Here is a 25,133-nt window from a genome sequence, read left to right on the forward strand (position 1 = left end):
GCAACTGCCAATAGTGTTTCGGATTTCTGAGAATGGCAGCTACAACTGGAACGATTGAGGCAATTGCATTTCCAGCAATTTTGATCTCAATCGATCTCGTGATCGACAGCTAGAGAGATAGCTCGGTGTCGCATAATAACGATATGGCTATCACTCTTACTCACTACCAAGTTCTTGACCTCCAACCAACCGCGACGCAAGCGGAGATTAAGCAAGCCTATCGGCGGTTGGCAAAGGAATTTCACCCCGATACCAATCGGGTCAGTTCGAGTCATGAAAAAATTTCTCGGATCAATGCAGCCTACGAAGTTTTAGGCGATCCCCAAAGACGGCGTTCTTACGATCAGCAGCTTCAGTATGCAGAGGTCGGCTACTCAGAAGCAGGTGTGCGATCGCGAAAAGAACGCACCGAAGCTGCGCAAGCTCACTATCGCAAGCAAAGACAAGCCGAGCAGCACGAAGACAATCAGTTAAAACTGTGGTTAAAAGCGCACACATCGATCAATCGTGTTCTGAATCAGATTATTCGTCCTTTAAAGTCTCAAATTAATGAACTCGCAGCCGATCCATTTGATGACGAGTTGATGGAAAACTTTCAAACGTACTTAGAAGAATGTCAAGAGTTGCTAGGCAAAGCGCAAAAAACATTTCAGTCTACTCCTAATCCCCCAAATGCCGCCGCTGCTGCAGCCAATCTCTATTACTGCTTGAATCAACTCAGCGATGGTATTGATGAATTATTCTACTTTACGAATAATTATGACGATCATCATCTTCGCAATGGGCGCGAACTGTTTCGGATTGCAGAAGGATTGCGTCGAGAAGCACAAGCTGCCGTCCGCGAAATTCCTCGTTAACTTCTACTTAACCTCAACGCTAACCTAAACGGCAGATGTAAATCGAGTCTGGGATTGACTAGGATTAATCTCAGTCGTGATCTGAGTTACAGAATCTTCATAAATGATTAGGTTAACATCTGATTAAGAGAGGTTAAACTGAAAATCTTGATAGATTCAGAGATCCTTTTTCCTCTGTTGTAGGAGTTACTCGCACCGTGCAACCCAATGAGCTGAATCGCCCATTGAAGCGCAAGTTTAAATTTTGGCATTTGGAGATAAGAACGATGGCAGACCAACACAATTTCTTTTACCCCCGCAGTCGCTACCGGGGTCAAGTTAAACCGGAGAACTTGGTGTTTAATGCGAACTTGCAAGAATTTTCTCAGCGAGTGTCGTATATCTGCTGTCTAGAGACAGGCGGTAAGATGACGCCAGAAGAGTCTTATCAAGAAATTCGATCGCTGTGGAAACAGTTGAAGAAAAGCCGTAAGCAGCTTGGCATTTCAACCGGATCTTCTCCTGACTCCGGTGATATGGCAGTCTAGCACGATGCAATTGAGAGAAAACGCGATCTTCTCAGTGAGAAGATCGCGTTTTACGTAGTTGAGTAGATTTAATAGCTATCTTCTCCGGGCACTTTGAAGGGATCTTTCTGACTGGGCAGTTGTTCGAGAGAAGCGTCTCGAATCGCTTGCCAGAGGGGGAGGGATTCTTCTTCAGTTTGCCAATCTGTTGCGTTGTAGCGTCTTACCGCTTCATCGACTTCCTGTAGCGTGTGGAGAACGGGTCTGACCTGTGCATCTGCCATACAACACCTCTATGTCTTCTAGAGATTTGGGTTTGACACCATTTTACTCGTCTTAGAAAAAACGATGTGATATGCGCTACAAATTCTCCAACTTATTGAAGTTTGTACGCATTCGGTAACGAAAATTCATAAATATCCGTAATGACTTGTATCCATCCCGTTACCAGTGCCGCTAAAAGACGATCGCCTTTTTCTTTAGATGCAGTTGTGGGATCTCCTAAAACGCCACTTTTACTCAGATCGCGAGTCATCCAAGCAAACGGAAGCGCCCCCTCCATACTCAGCACACCGTTTTGTGGTTCACCGAGCGGATATTCTGCGGCGGCGCGATCCATTTTGACCTGATCCGGCAAAATCGAGAGCAGCAAGCTCGTCTCGGCATCACCCGCATGAATTCCTAGCTCTAATTCTTTCGGCGTGAGCAGCTCGGTCGCGATCGCGCTAATGGTCGGAACTTTCCAGGTGAACAACGGGAAAACTGCAAAATCCTCGTACTGCTGATGCAAATCCCGTGCAGCAATTTCGAGAATTTGGGGCTGTCCTCCATGAGAATTCATGAACACGAGCTTACGAAATCCGGCTCGATAGATGCTTTCTGCAACTTCCATCAAAATTGCGAGTAAGGTCTGTGTACTCAGCGTAATCGTTCCTGGAAAGTGCCAATGCTCATTCGATTTGCCATAGTACAACGGCGGCAAAGCATAGGCTGGAATGCTTGGATCTAACTGCGCTAATGCTTTGCCAAGAACGGCGACACTGATCGCAGAATCAACGGCTAAAGGCAGATGCGCCCCGTGTTGTTCGATCGCACCCATCGGCTGCACAATCACGACATTCTCCTTATTAGGCATTGCTTGGATATCTGTCCAAGTGAGATAAGGAAAATAGCGATCGCTCGGGATAAACCCATGCATCATACAACCCCCGGTTCTGCATAGCCTTGCAGACTTTCAGGATCAAATGCTCTGAGACTTCGAGTAGCTTGCCGCACTAACACATCTGACCCGTTCACAACAATCAGATACTTTCCAGCATTGATGCGATTTCGATAGGGCAAAGCATCTCCGCCACCGATGACTAAACCAACTCCGCCTCCGACAAAGACACTGCCCATCAGTCCTGACAATGCACCTAAAACGCCAGCAATCAAAGGACTACCAATCTCACCTGCCCAAGCAAATGTATCTAATCCGGTAATCAGATTGAAGGCACTCCCGCCGACAAAACCAAACGGCACGAGCCACGATGCCATCAATCGAACTTGCTTTCTTGCCTGTTCGTTTGGATCGATCAATCCATATTCATCAGCACTCTGATAGCCGCGACCCAAAATCGCCACTTTGTCCATGGGTAAGCCTTCTGTTTCTAAGGCTGAGTAGGCTGCTTCGGCTTGTATGCGATCTTTTAAAACTGCAACGAGATAAGTCATTTTCTACCTTTTAAGATTGCTTCTGCGGTTCATTCTAAGACTGACATCATGGGCGAAGGATTTTGAGTCACTCCGCTCAATTGCCCAAATTTACATGAGTCTGATTGTCAGGTCTAAGTTCGATAAAATGGGATTTTCTAAGTCGATATTGTTATGTTACCAAGGGAAGACCTTCTGAAAGGGGTAGAAAATCGAGAGGCGATCGCGCGAGTGATTGATCAGGCTGAACAAGCGATCAAGACTTGGGAAGTGGTCACCAGTGACTTTCTTTCGCCTCCAGAACTCGCAGAGATTCAACGATCGTTTAGTCGGCTGACCGAAGTTCAGCTTCTCGCATGGGGTGGGTATCCCCAGGCAGAACGGCAAAGACTCGCGATCGCTCGATCTGAAATTCCCTTAGATCCGTCTCAAGTTGAACTGGTTGCCCTAGACATTGCTGGGAACTTCCTCTTCGACCCCGCAACGCATCGCGACTTTCTCGGTGCAATCTTAGGAACCGGAATTGTCCGCGATAAAGTTGGGGACATTATTGTTTTAGGAGAACGAGGAGCACAAGCGATCGTCACTCCTGAACTCGGAGAATTTTTGCAAACTGCTTTAACCCAAGTGCGATCGGTTCCGGTGAAAACTCAATCGATTCCGTTTGAGGAATTGAAGATTCGGGAACCGAAAAAGAAAGAAATCACAACGGTTGAAGCTTCGATGCGGCTAGATGCGATCGCGTCGGCTGGCTTTGGTATGTCACGCAGTAAGATGGCAGATTTGATCACAGCAGGCGATGTGCGTGTCAATTGGAAAGAAATCACATCGTCTAGTTACTCAGTCAAAGCAGGGGATCTGATTGCGATTCGAGGGAAAGGGCGTGTTGAGGTTGGAGATGTAATGGTCACCAAGAAAGACCGTTACCGAGTACAACTCACTCGTTTTGTTTAAGAACTTGCCCCCCGGACGAGAATGACGGTGCAGTCACAGCGTTTGGCGATCGCTTCTGGAATATTTCCTTGGATTGCTTGCTGTAATAGCCCTTCACGCGTTGCTCCCAGCACAATCACATCACACTGATCTTTCTGTGCCAAATCGATTAGTGCGGTTGAAACCGCATTGGCGCAGACAGGCATTAATGCGATTGGGCAAGTTAAGCGATCGCCCAAAAATTCCATCGCTTCATTCAAGACATTGAGATCGGGTAGTTCGCGTTGCGGGTGATGCACTTGGCATAAACAAATTTCAGGCTGTTCTGCTAGTTTTGTCAGCGCAGGTAACAGCCGAATTGCTTGCCGAGAATTTGGACCACCCGCAGTCGGAACTAACCAGCGATCGAGGGCAGGGCGTTTTCCAAACTTGACAAGAACGACATTGCAGCTCGCTTGGCGAATCATCGTATCGACAACATTGCCAAAAATTCGACCTGGTGTAGAAGTTTCGCCATTCCAGCCCATGATTAAGAGGTCGATATGACGTTCTTTAATTGTTTCTAGAATTGCTTCGGAGATGTCATGCGTCACCCGCACTTGGGTATGAACGGGAATGTTCCATTGTTTGCCAAGCCGACCTGCTTTCTTTAATAATTTTCGACTGATTGCAGTTGAGACAGGCGTTTCGGCAGGTGTGTAATGACGCGCGATCGGAATTGCCTGTAAACATTCCAATTCATATCCTCGCTCTTGAGCAATGGCAGCCGCCATTTGCAGTAAACTTCCGGCAGTTTGAGGATTCGCGATCGGCACTAAAACTCGACCCTTTCCGGTTTCCGGCGCACGGGTTTGATAAACCACATACGATCGCTCTTTTTGAGATCCGAGATTGGTTAGCTTATCCGACTCCGCTCGAATAATATCGGCGCGAGTAATGATGCCGACTAATTTTTTACGATCAACAACAGGCAAGCGGCTAATTTTATAGCGATTGAGAAGATAGAGAACTTGGCTGAGTGGATCGTCAGGATGAACTGTGACCGGGCGCGCTGTCATAAACTCACTCAGCCGTTGCTGCTTATCTGCGATATTCGCTAAATCTGTTTGTGTGACAATTCCAACTAAAACGCCGTCTTCGATCACTGGAAAGCCGCGATGATGCGATCGCGAAAATGCTTGCATCGCTTCATCTAAACTAATCTGGCTCGACAACGTTTCGACTCGTGGCTGCATTAAATCTTTTGCTGTCAAACCTGACAATCGATTTTCAATTTCTAAATTTGCACTTAGGTGAATGCCATTAGAAGCCAGTAAGTGTTTATAAATTGATCCACTAAAAAGACTTTCTGCGACCAGATACGCACTCACAGAGCCAATCATCAGCGGCAATACAATCGTAAAATCTGTGGTTATCTCAAAGACAATGACGATTGCCGTAATGGGTCCACGAGTGACCGCACTAAAAAATGCTGCCATCCCAGTTAGGGCAGCCGTTGTTGTAAACGCTTGAGTCAGATCTAAACCGAGTGGAACTCCCATCGTTTCTAGACTTTGCGCGCCAAAGCTAATCAAAAAGCCCAAGGCAGATCCCAAAATGAGTGAGGGTGCAAATAGTCCTCCGGGTGCGCCTGACCCAAAAGCCAATAACGTGAGCACAAATTTAGTCATAAAAAGAACTGCCGTAATCCTCCAGCCTAATTCGCTTGTGAGCCAAACTTCTTGAAGACTGGCTGTGCTCCGCAGTGCATCAGGAAGGATGGCGATCACAAGTCCTGACACTCCTCCGGCAAAAGCAATCCGCAGCGGCAAACTCCACTTCAGCACTTTGCGATTCATCCTTACACTCAAAAGAATGCCGCGCATAAACAGCGATCCCAGCACGCCTGCCGATATTCCAACAATCAACAGAATTGGAATTGCCTGAACATTAAAGCTCGTCATCAACTCTAGCGAGGAAGATGCACCATTAAATCCATTGCCTCCTAACAACCTCGAAACCACTGCCCCGACAAATGACGCTAAAATTGCAGTCCCTAACGTCAGTCCAGACACATCTTGTAGCAATTCTTCGACGACAAATAACACACCCGCGATCGGGGCATTAAATCCAGCGGCTAATCCCGCGGCGGCTCCGGCGGCAATTAATTGCCTACGATGCACAGGCGAAGTCGGAACCCAGTCACTCAACTGGGCAGCGATCGCGGCTCCAATCTGAACGGTCGGACCTTGCCGTCCCAAATTTAATCCCGATCCTAATGACAGTAAGGTTGTAACCAGTTTCGCGATCGCAACTCTTATTGTCAGCGCGCTTGAAACGCCACCCAAGGCAGCCTTCACTTGCGGAATGCCGCTGCCCGCTGCTTCTGGGGCAAACTGCTCGATCAACCATCCGGCGAGCAATCCGCCTACAAGTCCCACAAGAGGGAGTACCATCCAATCTGGATGATCGGTTGCGGCTGACAGTCGCCACTTGCCGAGCCAGTTCACACCTTGCTTTAAAACAACCGCTGCCACCCCTGACACTAATCCGATTAGACATGCCTCGAAGATGGCTAATCGTTTTTGAGAAATCGCACTGAGCCTGAATCTCGATTTCCACATATTTCATTCAAGTGTTCAACTCTCTTTCGCCTGACAGCGATCGCACATGCCAAAAAATTCCAACATGTGATAGTAAATCTTAAACCGATGTGATTGATTCAACTGCTTTTCTAAATCGTGAACCGGACACTCGTCGATCGCAATTGAGTTGCCACATTGTAAACAAGTCAAATGATGGCGATCCTCTTGAATCAAGCTATAGAGCGCTTCTCCATTCGCCAACGTTCTCACCTGTACCATTCCTTCGAGTTTCAATGCCTCTAATGCTCGGTACACCGTTGCCAAACCCAAACTCTGATCGCGATTTCGCAACTCAACATAAAGATCCTGAGCAGAAATCGGTCGGTTTAAATGCTTCAAAATATCGAGAATGCGATCTTGGCTGCGGGTTCGGTGGGATTTCATAGCAAAGAAAGAAGATCAGACCTTTAACATTGTACGTTTTGAGCCGTCGCAGTCTTAGAATAGATGAGCTTTGGAACCTTCTTCACGTTCAGGACAACGACTGTGACTCAAAAATTTCAGGCTCAGATCTATGTTACTCTCCGTCCGTCGGTCTTAGATCCGGCGGGAACAGCGGTACAGTCAGGACTCGCCCACATGGGATATACCAATGTGGAGCAGATCCGAATTGGTAAATATGTCGAATTATCGTTGACTGCCGAAAGTGAATCGGCAGCGCGATCGCAACTCGATACGATTTGTGACCAGCTATTGGCAAATCCGGTAATCGAAAATTACCGCATCGAATTGCAAGCTCTTGCAACCGTCTAGGAGAAAGCGATGAAGTTTGGAGTTTTGGTGTTCCCAGGATCGAATTGCGATCGCGATATTCTCTGGGTGACTCAAGGATTGTTGAATCAGCCGACTCGGATGATTTGGCATGAAGAAAGTGATCTGTCTGATATTGATGTAGTGGTCGTTCCGGGTGGATTTAGTTACGGAGACTATTTAAGATGTGGCGCGATCGCTCGGTTCTCTCCCGTGATGCGAGCGACGATCGATCATGCCAAGGCTGGAAAACTCGTCTTGGGGATTTGTAACGGATTTCAAGTGTTAACCGAAGCGGGATTACTGCCGGGTGCATTAGTGCGAAATCGGGATTTGCATTTTATTTGCGATCGCGTTCCGGTACGAGTCGAGCGAACAGATTTACCTTGGACACAGGGATATGAATCGGGGCAAGTGATTGAATTGCCGATCGCGCATGGAGAAGGAAGTTACTATGCAGATCCCGATACGCTGAAAGCACTCGAAGACAATGGGCAAGTTCTATTCCGTTACTCGGATGCAACGGGCAATATTACAACTGAGAGCAATCCAAATGGTTCGCTGAATAATATTGCAGGCATTTGCAATCAGCAGGGTAACGTTTTGGGCATGATGCCACACCCAGAGCGCGCTTCAGACCAAGCATTAGGACAAGTAGACGGACTTGCATTGTTTGAAGGAATTTTGAAAGCAGTGCCGACTCTTGTCTAACCCTTTTCAAACGAATTGTGACGTTCTACTGGAAGGCAGAATCTTGCCTTCTTTTTTATGGATAAGCCTTAAAACCCTTCACAAATCAGCTTTGCTTAAAAACCCTAAGCAAACTAACAGTATTACTCGAATTAAATTTAATAATTTGATCCAATTTCTGTAACTTGAGATTCATGAAGATATTTAAACTAAATCTGTAAATTTATATTTCTATCACTGCTGTAATAATACTAGACTAACGGATTAAAAGGCATCAATCTCATCGGATTTACTTTCCTTAATCAAATCCGAGGGCAACAATCCTGACTAAACAAACTTTTGTTTTAAGTCATGAACAAACATGAAATTTTTTGCCATAAAATTTCACACTTAAACACTAGAAAAATGAAGATAGATTTCCATAAGATGAGGTCAGGTAAATTGCGGATTTCAAAATTTACCAAAATTCATTTCTTGTACCTCCAGTAATTATTAAAACCATGACCACAACATTACAAAGACGCGAAAGCGGCAATGTGTGGGAGCGCTTCTGTAACTGGGTCACTTCGACCGACAACCGCATTTATGTAGGTTGGTTCGGCGTATTGATGATCCCCACCTTGCTCTCTGCAACCATCTGCTACATCATCGCCTTCGTCGCTGCTCCTCCTGTAGACATCGACGGCATCCGTGAACCTGTTGCAGGTTCCTTGCTCTACGGCAACAACATCATCTCTGGTGCAGTTGTTCCTTCCTCGAACGCCATTGGCTTGCACTTCTACCCAATCTGGGAAGCAGCATCCTTAGATGAGTGGTTGTACAACGGTGGTCCTTACCAACTCGTTGTATTCCACTTCTTGATCGGTGTCTTCTCTTACTTGGGACGTCAGTGGGAACTTTCCTACCGTCTCGGCATGCGTCCTTGGATCTGTGTTGCTTATAGCGCTCCGGTGTCTGCAGCAACCGCAGTCTTCTTGATCTACCCGATTGGGCAAGGATCGTTCTCCGATGGTATGCCCCTCGGAATCTCTGGAACCTTCAACTTCATGATCGTGTTCCAAGCAGAGCACAACATTTTGATGCACCCGTTCCACATGTTGGGCGTAGCTGGTGTATTCGGTGGTAGCTTGTTCTCGGCAATGCACGGTTCGTTGGTAACTTCTTCCTTGGTACGTGAGACCACTGAAGTTGAGAGCCAAAACTACGGTTACAAGTTTGGACAAGAAGAAGAGACCTACAACATCGTTGCAGCGCACGGCTACTTCGGACGGTTGATCTTCCAATACGCATCGTTCAACAACTCTCGTGCACTGCACTTCTTCTTGGGTGCATGGCCGGTCGTTTGTATCTGGTTCACCGCATTAGGCGTGTCCACGATGGCGTTCAACTTGAACGGATTCAACTTCAACCAATCGATCTTGGATTCTCAAGGTCGTGTGGTTTCGACTTGGGCAGACTTGATCAACCGTGCGAACCTGGGTATGGAAGTGATGCACGAGCGTAACGCTCACAACTTCCCGCTCGACTTGGCTGCAAGTGATGCAACTCCAGTTGCTGTTCAAGCACCTGCAATCAACGGCTAATCAAAAAAGTAGGGTTGAATCAACAACCCCACGGCATAACCCTTGATTACAAGCAATCCCTCAGCTATGGCTGGGGGATTGCTGCTTTAAAGATCAGTTTAACTTAACAAAAGTTGATTTACTACACAAACGATTTCTTTGAGTTTGAACTGGCACAGTCAGAAAATGACGCAGAAGAAAGACTGTGAGATGATGACTAACGTTCTCGCAATCCGCTGCATGTTGTGAATATTCAACCGTATCTTAAAGTGTTTCGGAGTCGAAAAATGGCGGCTCTGAGTTTGTTGGGCTTCTCATCTGGTCTGCCATTTCTGTTGACGGGGACGGGACGAGCGTTGCAGGCTTGGCTAAAGACGGCGGGGGTTTCGGATACGATGATTGGGCTGTTCGGGCTGGCGGCATTGCCTTATTCATTGAAGGTGTTTTGGGCACCGTTTCTCGATCGCTACATCCCACCGCTGTTCGGCAGAAGACGGGGTTGGTTAATTTTGACGCAGATTGCACTGGTGGCAGCGATTTTGCTGTTGAGTCGGCAAGATCCGATGAGCCTGACACAACTGGGGGTCGCTTCGACTGAGGTTTGTGCAAGTTCAGCGGTCAAAGGTTTGTGTGAGTTTGGACAATCGTTTAAGACGCTGATTCCCAGTGCATTTTTTCAGATTGCTTTATTGGTCGCGTTTTTGAGTGCAACGCAGGATATTAGTGCCGATGCGTACCGCACGGATGTGCTCAATCCAGCCCAGATGGGAAGCGGGGCGGCTTTTTTTGTGACAGGGTATCGGATTGCACTGGTGATTGCGGGTGGGATTGCGCTGATGATTGCAGATCCGAAGAATCCTGGGCATTGGGCATGGTCGCAGGTTTATCTGTTGATGGCAGGATTGATGGCGATCGGGATCATAGCTACAGTGTTCGCGCCGGAACCGAAAAACTACGCGCCACCCACAACAATGCAGGCAGCCATTATTCAGCCTTTTCAGGATTTTATTCGGCGGTTGGGTTGGGGACGGTTGTTGGCCGTTTTGGCATTTGTGGTGCTGTATCGGTATGGCGATGCTTTACTCAGTGTGATGGTTGTGCCGTTTTTGTTGGGAGCAAAGTATAGCCAGAGTGATATTGGAGCGATTCAGGGATTTTTGGGAATTTTGGCGACGATCGGGGGGACGATCGTGGGGGGTGGAATTTTTAGCAAGATTGGGGTGAATAAGTCGCTGTGGATTTTTGGGATTCTGCAAGCGTTGAGCAATGTGGCTTATTGGCTGCTGGCAATGTTGGGCAAGAGTGGAATCATGGTGTGGATTCCGATGTTGATTTTTGATCAGTCAATGTCGATCGGTTGGTATCAAACGGATTTGGGGCTGTTAGCGACGATTTTTATTGAAAATTTCTGTACAGGCTTAGGGACAGCGGGATTCCTTGGTTTTATGATGACGGTTTGTAATCCGCAGTTTTCGGCGACGCAATTTGCGCTGTTGTCGAGTTTGATGGCAGTGAGCCGCGATATTATGGCTTCTCCGGCGGGGGCTTTCTCGAAGTCGATGGGCTGGAGCAATTTCTTCTTGGCTACAATTTTGGCGGCGATTCCGGGGTTGTTGCTGCTCCCGTTTTTTGCGCCTTGGAATGAGAAGAATCCTGAGTGATGGCTTATCAATTCTTACAGTTGTGAGGGGATGTAAATGATGAATTCTGTTCCCTCTGGGAATTGAGAGTGATCAATGTCCTGTTAATCTTATGGCTGAAGCTTTTGACGTGCCTAGACATTGTGTCTTTCCAGCGAGCTTTTTATTTCCTTTGGTTTTCCCATTCGGACTTGTGAATTCTCAAAACTCGCCCCGATCGAAATGCTTCTATCCCGTTTGGTAATCGCATCAGGAGCCGTCCTTCTTCATCAATTCCTGCTGCTTCTCCAATTAAGATTTCACTTGAGGTTTGAAATTCAATGATTTGTCGATATAGAAAATCTTTAGCTCGAAGTTCTGGAAGTAATTCTGCTAAAGAGTACTGACTGAATCGCAAGAGAGCGTCGCGCAAGTGAGTGAGTAATTCTTCCTCGTCTGGCACGGTTGCTGAAAGCTGGCTGAGACTAATGGCTTGAGTGACGAATTCTGGAACACTGATGCGATTTAATCCAACTCCGACGACGAGGCGCGCTTGATCTGCTTGCAGGCGTGATTCGCATAAAATTCCTGCTAGCTTTTGACCTGCTGCAAACACATCATTTGTCCATTTGAGTTGAAGCTTAACGGGCAGTAGGGATTCAATGGCTTGAATCACAGCAAGACCAGCAATGAGGCTGAATCCAGATAATTGCGTGACTGGTAAATCTAGTACAAAGCTGGCTGTGAGTATTCCAGGCTGTGAATGCCAGACGCGATCAAACTGTCCCCGTCCTGCGGTCTGCTCACGGGTAAATACTACATCCCCATGTTTTAACTGAGAAAGTTGTTCTAATGCCCAAGTATTCGTACTTTCGCAGCTTTCGAGCAGACATAGCCAATCATACACAAATTCATCAACCGATTAAAACACCTGTGATCATTGTAATCTCACTGTGTTCCCGCTCTATGCGGCAGAATCCCGCATTCCACAACTCAATAAGCGTTCGGAGTCCGATTCGGGCTGATGGATCGGAATTTCAATCCCAAATTCAGTTCCCTGCCCCAGACTCGATCGACAATACAAATTTCCGCCATGCTTGCCAACAACAATCTGATGGCTAATCGATAAACCTAATCCTGTCCCTTTGCCAACTTCTTTCGTTGTGAAAAATGGATTAAAAATCTTTTGTTGAATTGTTTCTGGAATACCTGCACCATTATCAATAATGCGAATTCTAACCGAATCTGCACCAGCAAGTTCAGTCTGAATCCGAATCTCAGGCTGGGCAATACGTTTACTTTCTAACTCATCGATCGCATTCGCTAGAAGATTCATTACGACTTGGTTGAGCTGTCCCGGAAAACAAACGACTTTGGGTATCTCACCGTATTCTCGCAACAATTTAATCTCGGGTTGTGTTGTCTGAACCTTCAAACGATGGCTCAAAATCATTAACGTATTTTCGATGCCTTCATGCAGATCGACGCATTTGCGTTCTGCCTCATCTAGTCGGGAAAAATTACGGAGCGATCGCACAATGTCGTGAATCCGATCTGCTCCAACTTGCATCGAATTGAGCAGCTTCGGGAGATCCACGGCAATGAAATCAAAATCGAGATCTTCGAGTGCAGACTGAATCACAGAATTCGGTTCAGGATACTGAGAGCGATAGAGATTTACAAGACTTAGCAAGTCTTCCACATACTGTTGAGCCGGAACAACATTGCCATAAATAAAGTTCACAGGATTGTTAATCTCATGCGCAACACCTGCAACCATTTGCCCTAAAGATGATAGTTTTTCTTGTTGAATGAGTTGTATCTGAGCCTGCTGTAGCTCAGCTGTACGCTGCTCAACTTTCTCTTCTAGTGTTTCATTAAATTGTTTCAGCACCTCATTTTGAACTTCGAGTTGTTGGCTCAGATGGCGCAATCGTAGATGCACTTTTACGCGCGCCAATACTTCCTCATGCTGAAAAGGTTTGGTAATATAATCGACTGCTCCAACGGCTAGCCCTTTTACTTTATGTTCAGTCTCAGATAAAGCGGTCATGAAAATCACAGGAATATCTTGGAAAATCGGATTCGCCTGCATTCGGCGGCAAGTTTCAAACCCATCAATTCCCGGCATCATGACATCTAATAAGACTAAAGCAGGTTGATGATACGCCATTTGCTCTAAGGCACTCTCGCCATCTAAAGCAACCGAAACTTGGAATCCCTCACTGGTGATCGCTTCGGATAGTACCTTGAGATTCGTCGGATTATCATCCACGATAAGAATACTTTGATCGGCAGACTTCATGATCTCTCCTTATCTACTAAGTGCTGTTCTAAGAATGTACGAATCTTTTTTAACTGGAAATCTTCTGCCCAAGTGCTGATCAAGTGACAGAACGGTTTCAGCATTGGATTAGCGCTCTCTAAGGTCTCAAGCTGTTGAGTTAGATCATTCAGCAAGCCCTTGCGAGCAAGGTCGTAGAGTCCGGATAATACAGATGGATCAGGCAGTTCCACTGCATCTGAAGTCGGTGATTCAGGCGGCTGAGCAAGTTCACTTTCTGATTTAGAGTCGTCGTAAATCCATTCAAGCTGAAGCAGTTGCTGAAGTAAATCAAACAGCACATAAGCTTCGATCGGCTTCGGCAGAAAAGCATCTGCGCCTGCATCTACGCTGATTTGGCGATCTTCTTCAAACACACTGGCCGAAGACATAATCGCTCTTAAATCCTGAAATTCTGACATTTTCCGAATCTGTATGAGCAGTTCGTCACCTTGCATCTCAGGCATCATCAGGTCTGTAATGAGGAGATCAGGATGAATTCGCAGTACTTCATTGAGTCCAGCTCTTCCGGTCTCTGCCTCAAAAATCTCAAATCCAATCGGTTCTAGTAGACTTCGCAGAACCAATCGATTTTCTTCCCGATCGTCAACGATGAGAATTTTGCGTCGGCTGCCAATCATACCGATAATCCGACTCGCGTTAAAGTCAGGAGTCTGTGGAACATTGTCGATCGCAGCGGCGAGTGGAATTTCAAACCAGAATCGGCTACCCTGACCCAATTGGCTTTCAACTTGGATAGTTCCGCCCATCAATTGCACGATCGTCTGACTGATGGTTAGACCTAGCCCAGTTCCTTCTGAGCGTTTCTCAACGCCTCCAACCTGCTCGAAAGGCAGGAAGATTTTTTGCAATTGCTCAGGAGTCATGCCTGATCCGGTATCTTCTACTTCAAACCTCAAATTATAAGGGCTACCTTCAGAGCAGGTAAGGACTGAAAATGTCACTTGCCCTTGTTCGGTAAACTTGATCGCGTTGCCTAATAAATTGATTAAGACTTGTCGAAGTCGCTTTTCGTCTGCATGAACATACTTGGGCAGTGTACTTTGAAACTGATATCGAAACTCAATGCCACGTTGTTCTGCCCGAATGCTGCACATCTCGACTACACTCTGCAAGAAAGAAGAGAGTGAAAAGTCAACTGAGTTCAACTCCATTTTGCGCGCTTCGATCTTTGACAGATCTAAAACATCATTGATGAGGGTGAGCAAATGAGTTGCACATTGGTGAATCACGCCAATTCCACGTTGCTCTTTAATATCGAGACGCGTTGATCGCTGTAAAATCTGGGTATATCCCAAAATCCCGTTGAGCGGCGTTCGCAGTTCGTGGCTCATATTTGCCAAAAATTCGCTCTTGGCGCGATTCGCACTATCTGCAAGTTCTTTGGCGTGCTTTAATTCAGACGTTCTTGCCTCAACTCGGAGTTCTAATTCTTCAAATGATTCGTTGATCTGAGCCGCCATTCGTTGAAACGCAGATTCTAGAACTTCCAGTTCGTCCGCATGCTGGATGCTCGAAGTTGAAGTCTCAGTTTCTGTCAGCTCTCTATTTAAGCGCGAAAGGCGCTGAGCATCGGCTTCTGCAAGTTGGTTACACCCTACTAGAATGGGTTCTAATCGGGAATTAAGACGGCGCACAAACAGAAAAACGACGATCGCTAAAACAGTTCCTGCACCGACTGCCCCACCGACTGTAATTGATAAAACAGGCAGTAGGATAATTGATCGAGGAACAGAAGCGAGCATCGTCCAGTTTGTGCCGCGTACCCGCTCATACGCCCAATACGAACCTTCAGCTTGTAAAATCCCAGCTTGTTGCCCCTGAATTTGTTGCCAGACTCGATCGAGTTCTGGCACATCTTTATGGGATGCCAGTTTTTTTGCTTTCGCTTGATCGGGTGGATAAGTCAGAAGATTACCTTTCTCACTTAAAATCGCGAAGTAGCCTCCTCCACTCTTGACTGAAGTATATAGCTGCTCACTCAGCACAGATACGTTAATGTCCAGCCCCGTGACCCCGATTGCCCGATTTTGGTCATCAAAGATGAAGCTCGAAAATGTCGTTAGCGTTTGACCATACCAAAGGTAGGGTTCTAGCCAAATGTCCTGCCCAGCCCGAATGACATCTTTGTAGTAAGCTTTGTTGGGATAGTCGTCATCTTGAAAGAGATCGGCAAACCGGATGTGTTGATTTGGAGCGGGAAGTAATTGACCAATTTGACCGGGTGCTTTCTGATCAACGTAGAAGTAAGGCCAGTACCATTGACGATCAGGCACAACCTGATTAGAAAGTTGCCCAAACCCGAAAGCCATTGTTAAGGGTGAACGTCGTTGGAAGAGTTCAAAGACAAGCTGCTTATAGGCATCTGCGTCTTTTACTCCAAGATTGTGAAGCGTGCGAACACTAGCTTCTAAATCTTCAGTCGATTGTTCAACTTTGGCTAACTGGGATTCAATCGATCGAACTTGTGTTTTGAGACGGCTTTGAATCTCGCTTTCAGCATTCTTCTCCAAAGTCCTATAAAAGAAGTAGGACATGCCGCCCAGTCCAATCAATGCACCGCTCAAAACATAGATAAATAAGTTCGATCCAATTGAGTGTCGCAATGCTTTTTTCATAGTCAAGGTGAGAATGCTTACCACAATATTCCCTAATTCAACTCATAAACATTCCGGAGTCGGGAACACCTACCTAGTAGGTGTTTTCGAAAATGATGGCGATTCAGTTGCGAGGTTTGGAATCCAGCGCACTGAGGAGTGGGACTGGTTTTGAGTTAGGAATTTAGTCCGATCGAAATAGTCAAAGTAAGTTTTCAACAACTGAGTGTTACTAGCAGGGCAGACAATGGAAGTCCCTCGCAAGCCTTGGAGAGTAGATTGACAATCGAAATGTTGGTTACTCAACAGCGACGTTTCTAAATAAGTTTGATGGACCTCTGAGCGTTCATTGAAAAGGGCAGCGAGTGGAGCTAGCGCATTCTCTTCTGAGAGATCTCTCAGAAGAGACAGCCAGCGATCGTAGGGGATTTCTTCAATCTCGTAGCCGAATTGCTGGAGGTCATGAACGAGTTGCCCAAGCTGTGAAGAATTGGGATTGGTCAGGTGAAAAACTTGTCCGCATTCGGTTGATTGTTGTGCGAGATGCACGATCGCCTTACTCACATAATCGACTGGAACCATTGAAATGGGTCGGTCAAGAATCGGGGCAGTTTTCAGTTGAATGATGCCTTTTAAGAACCGACATAGTAAATCAGTGACGGGTGATACGCCCGTTTCGCTATGTCCAGAGATCATTCCTGGACGATAGATATTGACTGGAATTCCGCGATCGCGGGCTGTCTGTAGCAGTCTTTCTGCGACCCATTTTGTTTGAGCGTAGCCGCGATAAAGTTCATGACCGTGAGTGAGGGGAGTCTGTTCAAAGATAGGCTGATCCTGGAAATAGGCTGGCGATTGGAACACATCCAACGTGGAAACAAAGTGAACAGATTTGAGTTTGACCCAGCTTGCCAGTCTCAAAATCTCTTCTGTCCCTCCAACATTGCTGGCTCGCAGTGCAGAGTATGGATAAGCAAGATTAATTAACGCACCGCTGTGATAGATAACTTCTGTTTGACTTGCTAGGGTCAGACACTCAGATTCTGAGAGTCCAAGATAGGGCTGGGTCAAATCGCCGATGACTGGAATAATGCGATCACTGAGTTCCTGATTCCAAATTAAGTACCGTTCTAGATTCGCCTGAATTCGAGCGAATCCATCTCTGGCATTGGAAGCGCGAACTAAACAGTAGAGCTTAGCAGAAGTTTGCTGGAGGAGTTCATAGAGCAAGAATGCGCCTAGAAAGCCTGTTGCACCTGTGAGAAAGATTCCAGTTGGAGTCGTTGGGATGAATTCTGTTTCAGGCTTGATTTTGGGATCTAGCTGAGTTTCAGCCTCTAAGTCGAGTAGACTGTGGGGCTGGCTGATATCCAAGGACTGAATTTGGGCGATCGCATTGAGCAATCCTTTGATAGTTGGATCTTTGAATAAATAAAACAACGGAATTTCAACATCAAAAGTTGCTTTGACCTGTGCTAGAAGCTGAACTGCCAACAGCGAATGTCCACCAACTTCAAAGAAATTGTCCTCGATGCCAATTGCTTCAGTTTCTAGCACCTCTGCCCAAATTGCTGCCATTTGCTGCTCTTGAGGAGTTTTGGGAGCAGATGAACTGCGTTCTGCATGCACAGTTTTGGGTTCTGGCAACGCACGACGGTCAATTTTTCCATTTGGCGTGAGTGGAAGTTTTTCTAGCCACACAAATACTGACGGAATCATGTAGCTGGGCAGTTTATCGCGAAGAAATTGGCGAAGTTGTAGCGTGAGTTGAGGTTTCTCAATGACCTGAAGTGGAGAATTCGTATAAGCTTCTGGAATCGGAAATACTGCACTTGGAAATTGACAGATTTCAGATTGATAAATCCAAGCCTCGTAGAATCCAGGCTGGTCTGAACACATCAGCTTAACTTTGTAGCCGAATGCTCGGCTGATTAAGTCTTCCGGATGAATCCCAGAATATGTTTGGGGGGCTGTAAGCAACTGCTCAATCGTGGCAGAATCCTGTGCATTTTTGAGCAGTTCTACGGCTTGTAAGTCTGCTTGTAGGCGAGCATCTGGAATTCCAGTAATCCTGAGCGGCATTTTTCCAAAATGCGATCGCAGCGTTGCTAAGCTGACTCGATCTCGCACCCAATCCAATTGATGAAATTGAGAGATACTAGGCTGTTCGGACTCAAGGTGTAAGGTGACATCATACCGAAATCGGTTCAGTTCAGAGTCAGATCGACCTCGTTTTAGCTCGATTTCAGCAGTCTTGAGGTGGGGAATACGCTGAACAAGATTCTGGAAAAATGCAGGATCAATGACTAATTCTTTTTCTTGAATGATGCGATCGTATACTCTCGATCGAAGTTGCGTCACCGAGTCAACAGGTTGCCTAAGCTGAACTGACGTGTGGAATGTTTCGAGTAAAGGCAAACTACGCACATCGCCAATAAAGATGCGTCCCCCAGGTTGCAGAAGTTTTACTGCTTTCTCAATTACTGTTGTCAAGTATTGTGCATTTGGAAAATACTGCACAACAGAATTGATAATAATGGTGTCAAAGCTTTCTAAATCGTCAATTTCATGAGCAGCACATTGAGCAACGGTCACATGTGACCGTCTGCCCAATTGGTTGAGTTCTTGGCGTTGAATATACTTCACGGCTTCTGAAGTCACATCAATTCCGTGATAGCGATCGCAGTGCTGAGCTAAGCGGAATAAAAGTAGACCTGTTCCACACCCAATTTCTAGAATTCGTTTTGGACGGAGTGCCAAAATGCGATCGATCGTCAAATTAAGCCATTCCTGCATGACTTGTGCGTCTGTTCGTAATCCCGTGTAGCTATCTATCCAGCCTTGGAGATTAAACGTACTATCTTCGACTGGAGTCGTCTGTTGATAGGCATGATCCCATACGGTTTTCCAGTGCTCAACTTGCTGAAATTGCAGTGTTTTTTCTTCGCTTTCTTTTGAGACGATGTAAGCAATTAAGCGCTGATTTCCAGAACTATCTTCTTTTGCGATGACTGCTGTTTCTTGCACGATCGAGGATTGACTAATGGCAGCTTCGACCTCGCCGAGTTCAACTCGGTAGCCCCGGATTTTTGCTTGATGGTCAATGCGACCAATAAACTCGATTGTGCCATCTGCTCGATACCGCGCTAAGTCTCCAGTTCGATACAATCGATCTCCGGTTCTGGTGCTAAATGGATCAGCAATGAATTTTTCGTCATTGAGTTCTGGACGCTTATAGTAACCTCTTGCAACTCCCTCACCACCGATACACAATTCGCCCGCCACACCGACCGGGACTGGAATAATTGGATCAGTTTTTCGTCGCGATTTCGTCTCGATGAGATAGATTTGCGTGTTGGCAATGGGATGTCCAATGGGAACGGACTCAGTGCCAGGTTCTACTCGATGTAGTGCAGACCAGATCGTTGTCTCAGTTGGACCGTACAGGTTCCAAAGCGACGCACCTTTGTCTAAGAGTTGATTGGCAAGCGATCGAGTCATTGCTTCGCCGCCACAGAGCATCTTCAGGGTTGGACGACCTTGCCAACCGGATTGCAAGAGAAGTCGCCAAGTTGCTGGAGTTGCCTGCATGATGGTTGCCTCGAAAATATCAAGGAGTTGAATCAGACGTTGCCCATCTGCTGTGATCTGAGCCGGGACAATATTGACGCAAGCTCCAACGATTAGCGGCAAAAAGAGTTCTAAAACTGCGATGTCGAAGGAGATCGTCGTAACCGCAAGCAAACGATCGTCAGATGAAATCCCTGGCTCTTGCTGCATCGAAAGCAGAAAATTTACAACTCCTCGATGAGTAATCTGTACCCCTTTCGGTTTGCCTGTAGAGCCAGAAGTATAGATCACATAAGCAAGGTGATCAGAATGACCTGTGATTTCTAGGTTGTGAGTTGGTTGCTGCGAGATAGTTGCCCAGTCTGCGTCAATATCGAGAGTTTGGCAGTTTGAGAAAGATGCCAGATGAGATTGGGTAATGACGATCGAGAGTTCTGAGTTCTCTACAATAAACGTCAGACGTTCAGCAGGATAGTTCGGATCAAGGGGGATGTAGGTTCCGCCAGCCTTGAGAATGCCGAGCATGACGATCAGCATTTTCAGCGATCGCTCAACACAAATACCCACGAATGTTTCTGACGCTACCCCAACTGACCTTAAGTAATGTGCGAGTTGGTTGGCACGCTGATTCAGTTCTTGGTAAGTGATTGTTTCTTCATCAAAGATGGCAGCGATCTCATGCGGAGATCGAATGACTTGAGATTCAACCAATTGGTGAATGAGACAATCTTGAAGAGCAGTGCGCATATGTTTTCTGTAAAGTTGAAGAAAGTAGGGAGACTATCGCATCTTTCCTACAACGAGAATTCCCGAACTCAAATTAATAAAGACTCAACTCTTTGAGATTTATAGAATCAAGTCATAGATCAAAAAAATATAAAAATCACTCAGTTTTCCGGAATTTACTTGAGGCTGGGAGATATTAAACTGGGTTGTGTCAAAATCTGCAGAGGCAGATTTTGGATAGGCTCTAAACTATATATTTCCCAGCCCATAGAATAATTAGTCAGGGATATCTAAAATTAGGAAATGTACTCAGAAGCAAAGCTGAGTAGGGCAGCTAAGAATACTGAACAGACAGAGGAAGATACGCTCAACTCAGAGATACGGTACACCGCATGGATAATTGAAGCACTTAGGTAAAATCAAGGCTGATACTTAAAGAATCTGTATAATTCAAGGTCTTCTTTTCAGCGAATATTCAGAGCTTGACTTAAAGATAGTGATCAACTTATGCATTTTTTCTACTTAACAATCTGCGCTAATTAAGTAAAATGCCACTATCTTAATTAAGATAATTTCTTTTAGTGCTAGTAGCACTTCCTGCTTTGATTTTGTTTGAGGCTTTTCACTTGAGTTAATAGATGAAATTCTTTAATTTTAAATTTCTAAAACTTGTGAAATTTCAAATTGAATCGACTTCAATATGCTTTAGCTTGAAAAGAAGCATGCTTTATTCTAACTATGCAAGTTCTAATTGTAAGAACACTAATTAATGTCGATCTAAAGTAGTCGATCTCATAGTTTAGATTTCTCTCAAGTTTTAGATGAGGGGAGCAAGAACTATCATTTCTAGCATCCCTCTCCCCTCTCTACCCGCTCCACAACATAAATGCAATTGACGACTAGAGCCATCATCCCTTATGGTCAACTCTTTCTCTTCGCCCGCTCTAATTCCTGGGTAAAATTCTCAAATCGTCGCATCAAATATGCAACCCCAAAATCCCCGTGCGAATGCTTCTCCAACTCTTCTGCCAACGCAAACACTCGGTGTGCTAAATCCTCTCCCAAGCGATCGATAGTCGCCTGCTTCTCGATCGCCAAATGCTCTCGCTCTCTCGACAAAACCTGCCACTCGCTTGAAAATAGTTGCTCGATCGCAATATTCAAGCCCATCGTTTCCAGTGCAGCCCATTCTCCGCGATCGCACCAAATTCCTCCACAACTCAAACACCGCTCTACATAAAACGGATTTTTCATCCCCACTTTGACCCGCGCCAAATAACAGCCACACTCAGGGCAAAAAGCTGCCTTCGCATCATGAGGCGATGGAGTAAATGCGACATCTAATGTTTTTGGGATCAAGTCTGCAACCGTTTTCGGTCGTTCGCGTTCTGCTTGCCACACCTGATAATTTTCCAGTGGAATCCACGCTCCCTGACACTCTGGGCATTCCTTCACCTCTAACGACTCAGCCAATCGCCCATCGTTTAGCGTAATTTTCCGTTCTTTAGGACACTGCATCACGCGACCTCAAATTCCATCCGACTCCAAAAGTACAGTGCAGTAGTTCATTAGTAAAGTCACTCGATCTCGAATCTGTTCGATCCGACCTTGCACCGTCTCTGGCTGTCGTGCTGTCTTGAGAAACATCGCATCCATTCCTAACAGCCTCATCTGTTTATTGATTTCAACCAAAACTGAATGGATTCGGTAGACATCCGATTGGATGGATTGAATTTCTTCTGAAAAGATTTTTTGAAGTGACTGCCACGTTTGAGCAAAGATTTGTCGATCGAATTCGGGAGAGTTTAACAATTGATTGAGCGATCCTAATCCAGTGTGAAACTCACGAAATAAATGTACTTGGTTCTCTGTTAACATATCTAAACTTTTTCAATTCAGTATAAAAACGGGGATCACTGACCCCACAAGACTTACGCAAAATCTTGTTTTCGTAGAATGCGATAAACCTCAGTGTAAATTCGAGCTAAAACCGAAGACATCGTGTAGAGTACAGACTCATAACTGTGAGAATTCACTGGGTTAGATTCGATCAAAAATTTTCAATTCTAGCGAGGATCTTTGGGAAGAAACGTATCGCCATTGATAAAATGAACGGTACGTGCGATCGTCTTAACCAAGTTTAAGGCAGACTCTCAATCTTCCTCCGGCATCGATCTCTGAACAACTTCTTCAAGTCCAAGTGACTTGAACAGGCTGTTTTACAGTTTATCGATTGCTCATTTTAACTTTGTTGTCTAGCAGATGGGCAGGTTCCTCATGCTAGACTCTTTCTCTATTACTTCTAAACTTTGTATAGGACGATACGTTTTATTCAATTTCATAAATTCACAATCTGAAACTGCACTCTAGTCACGCGAAACACATGAATGTAGCGGCATCTCTACCCACCATTGATTTTGCTTTACCGGATTGGTTACGGGAGTGTTTTCTCGACCCTTCAGACGACGATCCGAGTCTAGTTTGCCGCGCGTTCGAGTTTGCCTACAAACTACATGAAGGGCAAACCCGCGCTTCTGGAGAACCTTATATTGCTCATCCAGTTGCGGTAGCAGGGATTCTCCGGGATCTCGGTGGCAGTGGCGTCATGATTGCAGCGGGCTTTCTTCATGATGTCGTTGAAGACACAGACGTTACCGTCGAAGAAATTGAAGAACGCTTTGGCTCAGAAGTGCGATGTTTGGTCGAAGGCGTAACCAAGCTTTCAAAACTCAATATTTCTAGTAAAACAGAGCGACAAGCTGAAAATTTCCGCCGCATGTTCTTAGCCATGGCGCAAGACATTCGCGTGATTGTGGTGAAGCTTGCCGATCGCTTGCATAATATGCGGACGCTCGAACATCTTGCTCCGGAGAAGCAACGCCGCATTTCCCTTGAAACTCGCGAAATCTTTGCACCGCTCGCGAATCGATTGGGGATTGGGAACATCAAGTGGGAACTCGAAGATCTCGCCTTTAAGTATCTCGAAACCGAGGGCTATCGAGAAATCCAGCAATTGGTATCCGAGAAACGAGCCGATCGCGAATCTCGCCTGAGTGAAGTTGCAGCCGCTTTTAAGAAACGACTGGAAGAAGTGGGTGTGCGCTGTGTCGAAGTGAGCGGACGACCGAAACACTTGTACGGCATTTATCAAAAGATGCAGCGTCAGCAAAAAGGCTATGACGAAATTTATGATGTCGCTGCAATTCGGATCATTGTCGAGAGCAATGATGAATGTTATCGTGCCCTCGCGATCGTACATGACACATTTCGTCCGATTCCTGGACGCTTCAAAGATTACATTGGTCTACCCAAACCGAACCGATATCAATCGTTGCATACGGTTGTGATTGGTGAAACGGGTCAGCCTTTAGAAGTTCAGATCCGCACCCTAGAAATGCACCATGTTGCGGAATATGGGATCGCGGCTCACTGGAAATATAAAGAGTCGGGTGGCTCTACGTCCCAACTGACGAAAACCGACGAGAAGTTTACCTGGCTACGTCAGCTACTCGATTGGCAAAAAGACCTCAAAGACGCTCAAGAATATCTCGATGGCATCAAAGACAATTTATTTGATGGCGATGTCTTTGTCTTTACGCCCAAAGGTGAGGTCGTTTCACTCAGTCCACGATCGACTCCGGTAGATTTTGCGTATCGGATTCACACCGAAGTGGGAAATCACTGTGCAGGTGCGAGAGTCAATGGTCGAATGGTTCAACTCGATACGCCGCTGCAGATGGGCGATATTGTTGAAATCATTACGCAAAAGAATGCCCGTCCTAGCTTGGATTGGTTGAATTTTGTCGTGACAGCAGGCGCAAGAAATCGAATTCGGCAGGCTTATAAGCGATCGCATCATGATGAGAATGTCTTGCGCGGTCGAGAAATGCTGGAGAAAGAACTCGGCAAAAATGGCTTTGAAGCTTTAATGAAATCGGCTCCGATGCTGACAGCGGCTGAGCGATGTAACTATCACAATGTTGAGGATTTCGTTGCCGCAGTCGGTTATGGCGAAATCACTCTCAACCTGGCACTCAACCGGATTCGCGATGCCGTCAAAGCTCAGCAGTCTCTGGCTAATCCCGCTCCTGCTCCCTCGGATAGCTTGAATAGTGGTGTGATTCCGCTCCCGTCTGCGCCGCGATCGCTTCCGGCTCCCACGACAAAACATCCGATCGCAGGTGTTGAAGATCTACTGCACCATATGGCGGGATGTTGTAACCCAATTCCTGGAGAGCCGATTATTGGCGTGGTCACTCGTAGTAATCGTGGGATTTCCATTCACCGTCAAGGCTGTCCGAATGTGGATTCGATTCCGGGTGATCGCTTAGTGCCGCTGAGTTGGAATCCAGTCGAACCTGCGAAAGGACGCGCTCAAACTTATCCGATTGATATTCAAATTGAAGTGATCGATCGCGTTGGAGTCCTCAAAGATATTCTGTCTCGCTTAACGGATAACAATATCAACGTCCGCAATGCCCAAGTCAAAACCTTCCCGGATCAAACGGCGGTAATTGATTTGGGTATTGATATTTGTGATCATGCTCAGCTTGAACGCACGTTTGCTCAGATTAAGAAAATGACAGACGTGCTGAATATGCGACGGGTGAGCCAGCTAGAAGAAGCTTAGTTGGGGATTCAACTGCGCTCAATTCACGGATTG

Annotated in this window: 19 protein-coding genes; 8 read left to right on the top strand and 11 right to left on the bottom strand. The window is 46.1% G+C overall.

Going from position 1 to position 25,133, the window contains the following annotated elements; all coding sequences use genetic code 11:
- The first annotated feature begins 143 nt into the window (after positions 1–143).
- A complete protein-coding gene (locus OU814_RS05455) occupies positions 144–857 on the top strand; it encodes a J domain-containing protein (protein ID WP_017290007.1) in 714 nt (237 codons plus the stop codon).
- A 266-nt stretch (positions 858–1,123) separates the two neighbouring features.
- Positions 1,124–1,384, top strand: coding sequence for a DUF7219 family protein (locus OU814_RS05460; protein ID WP_017290006.1), 261 nt, complete (start codon positions 1,124–1,126; stop codon positions 1,382–1,384).
- 68 nt (positions 1,385–1,452) lie between these two features.
- On the opposite strand, the gene OU814_RS05465 is transcribed toward OU814_RS05460, so the two are convergent.
- From OU814_RS05465 to OU814_RS05475, 3 genes are all read right to left on the bottom strand, one after another.
- A complete protein-coding gene (locus OU814_RS05465) occupies positions 1,453–1,647 on the bottom strand; it encodes a hypothetical protein (protein ID WP_017290005.1) in 195 nt (64 codons plus the stop codon).
- A 92-nt stretch (positions 1,648–1,739) separates the two neighbouring features.
- Positions 1,740–2,564, bottom strand: coding sequence for a creatininase family protein (locus OU814_RS05470; protein ID WP_268181139.1), 825 nt, complete (start codon positions 2,562–2,564; stop codon positions 1,740–1,742).
- A complete protein-coding gene (locus OU814_RS05475; RefSeq protein ID WP_017290003.1) occupies positions 2,561–3,076 on the bottom strand; it encodes a hypothetical protein in 516 nt (171 codons plus the stop codon). Before OU814_RS05475 ends, OU814_RS05470 begins: the two co-directional genes overlap by 4 nt.
- A gap of 153 nt (positions 3,077–3,229) precedes the next feature.
- Here OU814_RS05475 and OU814_RS05480 point away from each other — a divergent pair, with 153 nt between their 5' ends.
- Positions 3,230–4,009: a photosystem II S4 domain protein gene (locus OU814_RS05480; protein WP_268181141.1), complete on the top strand. Its 780-nt coding sequence runs from the start codon at positions 3,230–3,232 to the stop codon at positions 4,007–4,009.
- Here the strand turns inward: OU814_RS05480 and OU814_RS05485 are convergent.
- Together OU814_RS05485 and OU814_RS05490 are read right to left on the bottom strand one after the other, a co-directional pair.
- The gene (locus OU814_RS05485) at positions 4,006–6,591 is read right to left on the bottom strand and encodes a chloride channel protein (RefSeq protein ID WP_268181143.1); all 2,586 of its coding nucleotides are present in this window, start codon (positions 6,589–6,591) and stop codon (positions 4,006–4,008) included. The two genes, OU814_RS05480 and OU814_RS05485, sit on opposite strands and share 4 nt — an antisense overlap.
- A gap of 15 nt (positions 6,592–6,606) precedes the next feature.
- Positions 6,607–6,996 (bottom strand): Fur family transcriptional regulator, encoded by a 390-nt coding sequence (locus OU814_RS05490; protein WP_017290000.1) that lies wholly within the window; start codon positions 6,994–6,996, stop codon positions 6,607–6,609.
- A gap of 102 nt (positions 6,997–7,098) precedes the next feature.
- On the opposite strand from OU814_RS05490, the gene purS reads away from it, so the two are divergent.
- The 4 genes from purS (at position 7,099) to OU814_RS05510 (ending at position 11,275) form a co-directional block, all read left to right on the top strand.
- The gene (gene purS, locus OU814_RS05495) at positions 7,099–7,365 is read left to right on the top strand and encodes a phosphoribosylformylglycinamidine synthase subunit PurS (RefSeq protein ID WP_026148867.1); all 267 of its coding nucleotides are present in this window, start codon (positions 7,099–7,101) and stop codon (positions 7,363–7,365) included.
- A gap of 9 nt (positions 7,366–7,374) precedes the next feature.
- A complete protein-coding gene (purQ, locus tag OU814_RS05500; RefSeq protein WP_268181145.1) occupies positions 7,375–8,073 on the top strand; it encodes a phosphoribosylformylglycinamidine synthase subunit PurQ in 699 nt (232 codons plus the stop codon).
- 479 nt (positions 8,074–8,552) lie between these two features.
- Entirely contained in the window at positions 8,553–9,635 is a 1,083-nt protein-coding gene (psbA, locus tag OU814_RS05505; RefSeq protein WP_017289997.1) for a photosystem II q(b) protein, read from the top strand.
- Between the two features lie 224 nt (positions 9,636–9,859).
- Positions 9,860–11,275 carry an MFS transporter gene (locus tag OU814_RS05510; RefSeq protein ID WP_326498283.1) on the top strand — a complete coding sequence of 472 codons (1,416 nt, stop codon included), beginning with the start codon at positions 9,860–9,862 and terminating at the stop codon, positions 11,273–11,275.
- 142 nt (positions 11,276–11,417) lie between these two features.
- Here the strand turns inward: OU814_RS05510 and OU814_RS05515 are convergent, their stop codons facing one another.
- From OU814_RS05515 to patD, 6 genes are all read right to left on the bottom strand, one after another.
- Positions 11,418–12,140, bottom strand: coding sequence for a biotin--[acetyl-CoA-carboxylase] ligase (locus OU814_RS05515; RefSeq protein WP_268181148.1), 723 nt, complete (start codon positions 12,138–12,140; stop codon positions 11,418–11,420).
- A gap of 57 nt (positions 12,141–12,197) precedes the next feature.
- Positions 12,198–13,538: a hybrid sensor histidine kinase/response regulator gene (locus tag OU814_RS05520; RefSeq protein ID WP_268181150.1), complete on the bottom strand. Its 1,341-nt coding sequence runs from the start codon at positions 13,536–13,538 to the stop codon at positions 12,198–12,200.
- Entirely contained in the window at positions 13,535–16,195 is a 2,661-nt protein-coding gene (locus OU814_RS05525) for a hybrid sensor histidine kinase/response regulator (protein WP_190652155.1), read from the bottom strand. The genes OU814_RS05520 and OU814_RS05525 overlap by 4 nt, the downstream gene beginning before the upstream one ends.
- A gap of 69 nt (positions 16,196–16,264) precedes the next feature.
- Positions 16,265–20,491: a non-ribosomal peptide synthetase family protein gene (locus OU814_RS05530; protein ID WP_268181152.1), complete on the bottom strand. Its 4,227-nt coding sequence runs from the start codon at positions 20,489–20,491 to the stop codon at positions 16,265–16,267.
- Between the two features lie 900 nt (positions 20,492–21,391).
- On the bottom strand, positions 21,392–21,988 hold the full coding sequence (locus OU814_RS05535) for a hypothetical protein (protein WP_268181154.1): 597 nt from the start codon (positions 21,986–21,988) through the stop codon (positions 21,392–21,394).
- Positions 21,989–21,997: 9 nt separating this feature from the next.
- Positions 21,998–22,348 (bottom strand): heterocyst frequency control protein PatD, encoded by a 351-nt coding sequence (gene patD / locus OU814_RS05540; RefSeq protein WP_268181156.1) that lies wholly within the window; start codon positions 22,346–22,348, stop codon positions 21,998–22,000.
- 505 nt (positions 22,349–22,853) lie between these two features.
- On the opposite strand from patD, the gene OU814_RS05545 reads away from it, so the two are divergent.
- Positions 22,854–25,100, top strand: coding sequence for a RelA/SpoT family protein (locus tag OU814_RS05545; protein WP_017289989.1), 2,247 nt, complete (start codon positions 22,854–22,856; stop codon positions 25,098–25,100).
- Positions 25,101–25,133: the final 33 nt, after the last annotated feature.

Source organism: Leptolyngbya sp. GGD (assembly GCF_026735145.1).
In the GTDB taxonomy this organism is placed as follows: domain Bacteria; phylum Cyanobacteriota; class Cyanobacteriia; order Leptolyngbyales; family Leptolyngbyaceae; genus Leptolyngbya; species Leptolyngbya boryana.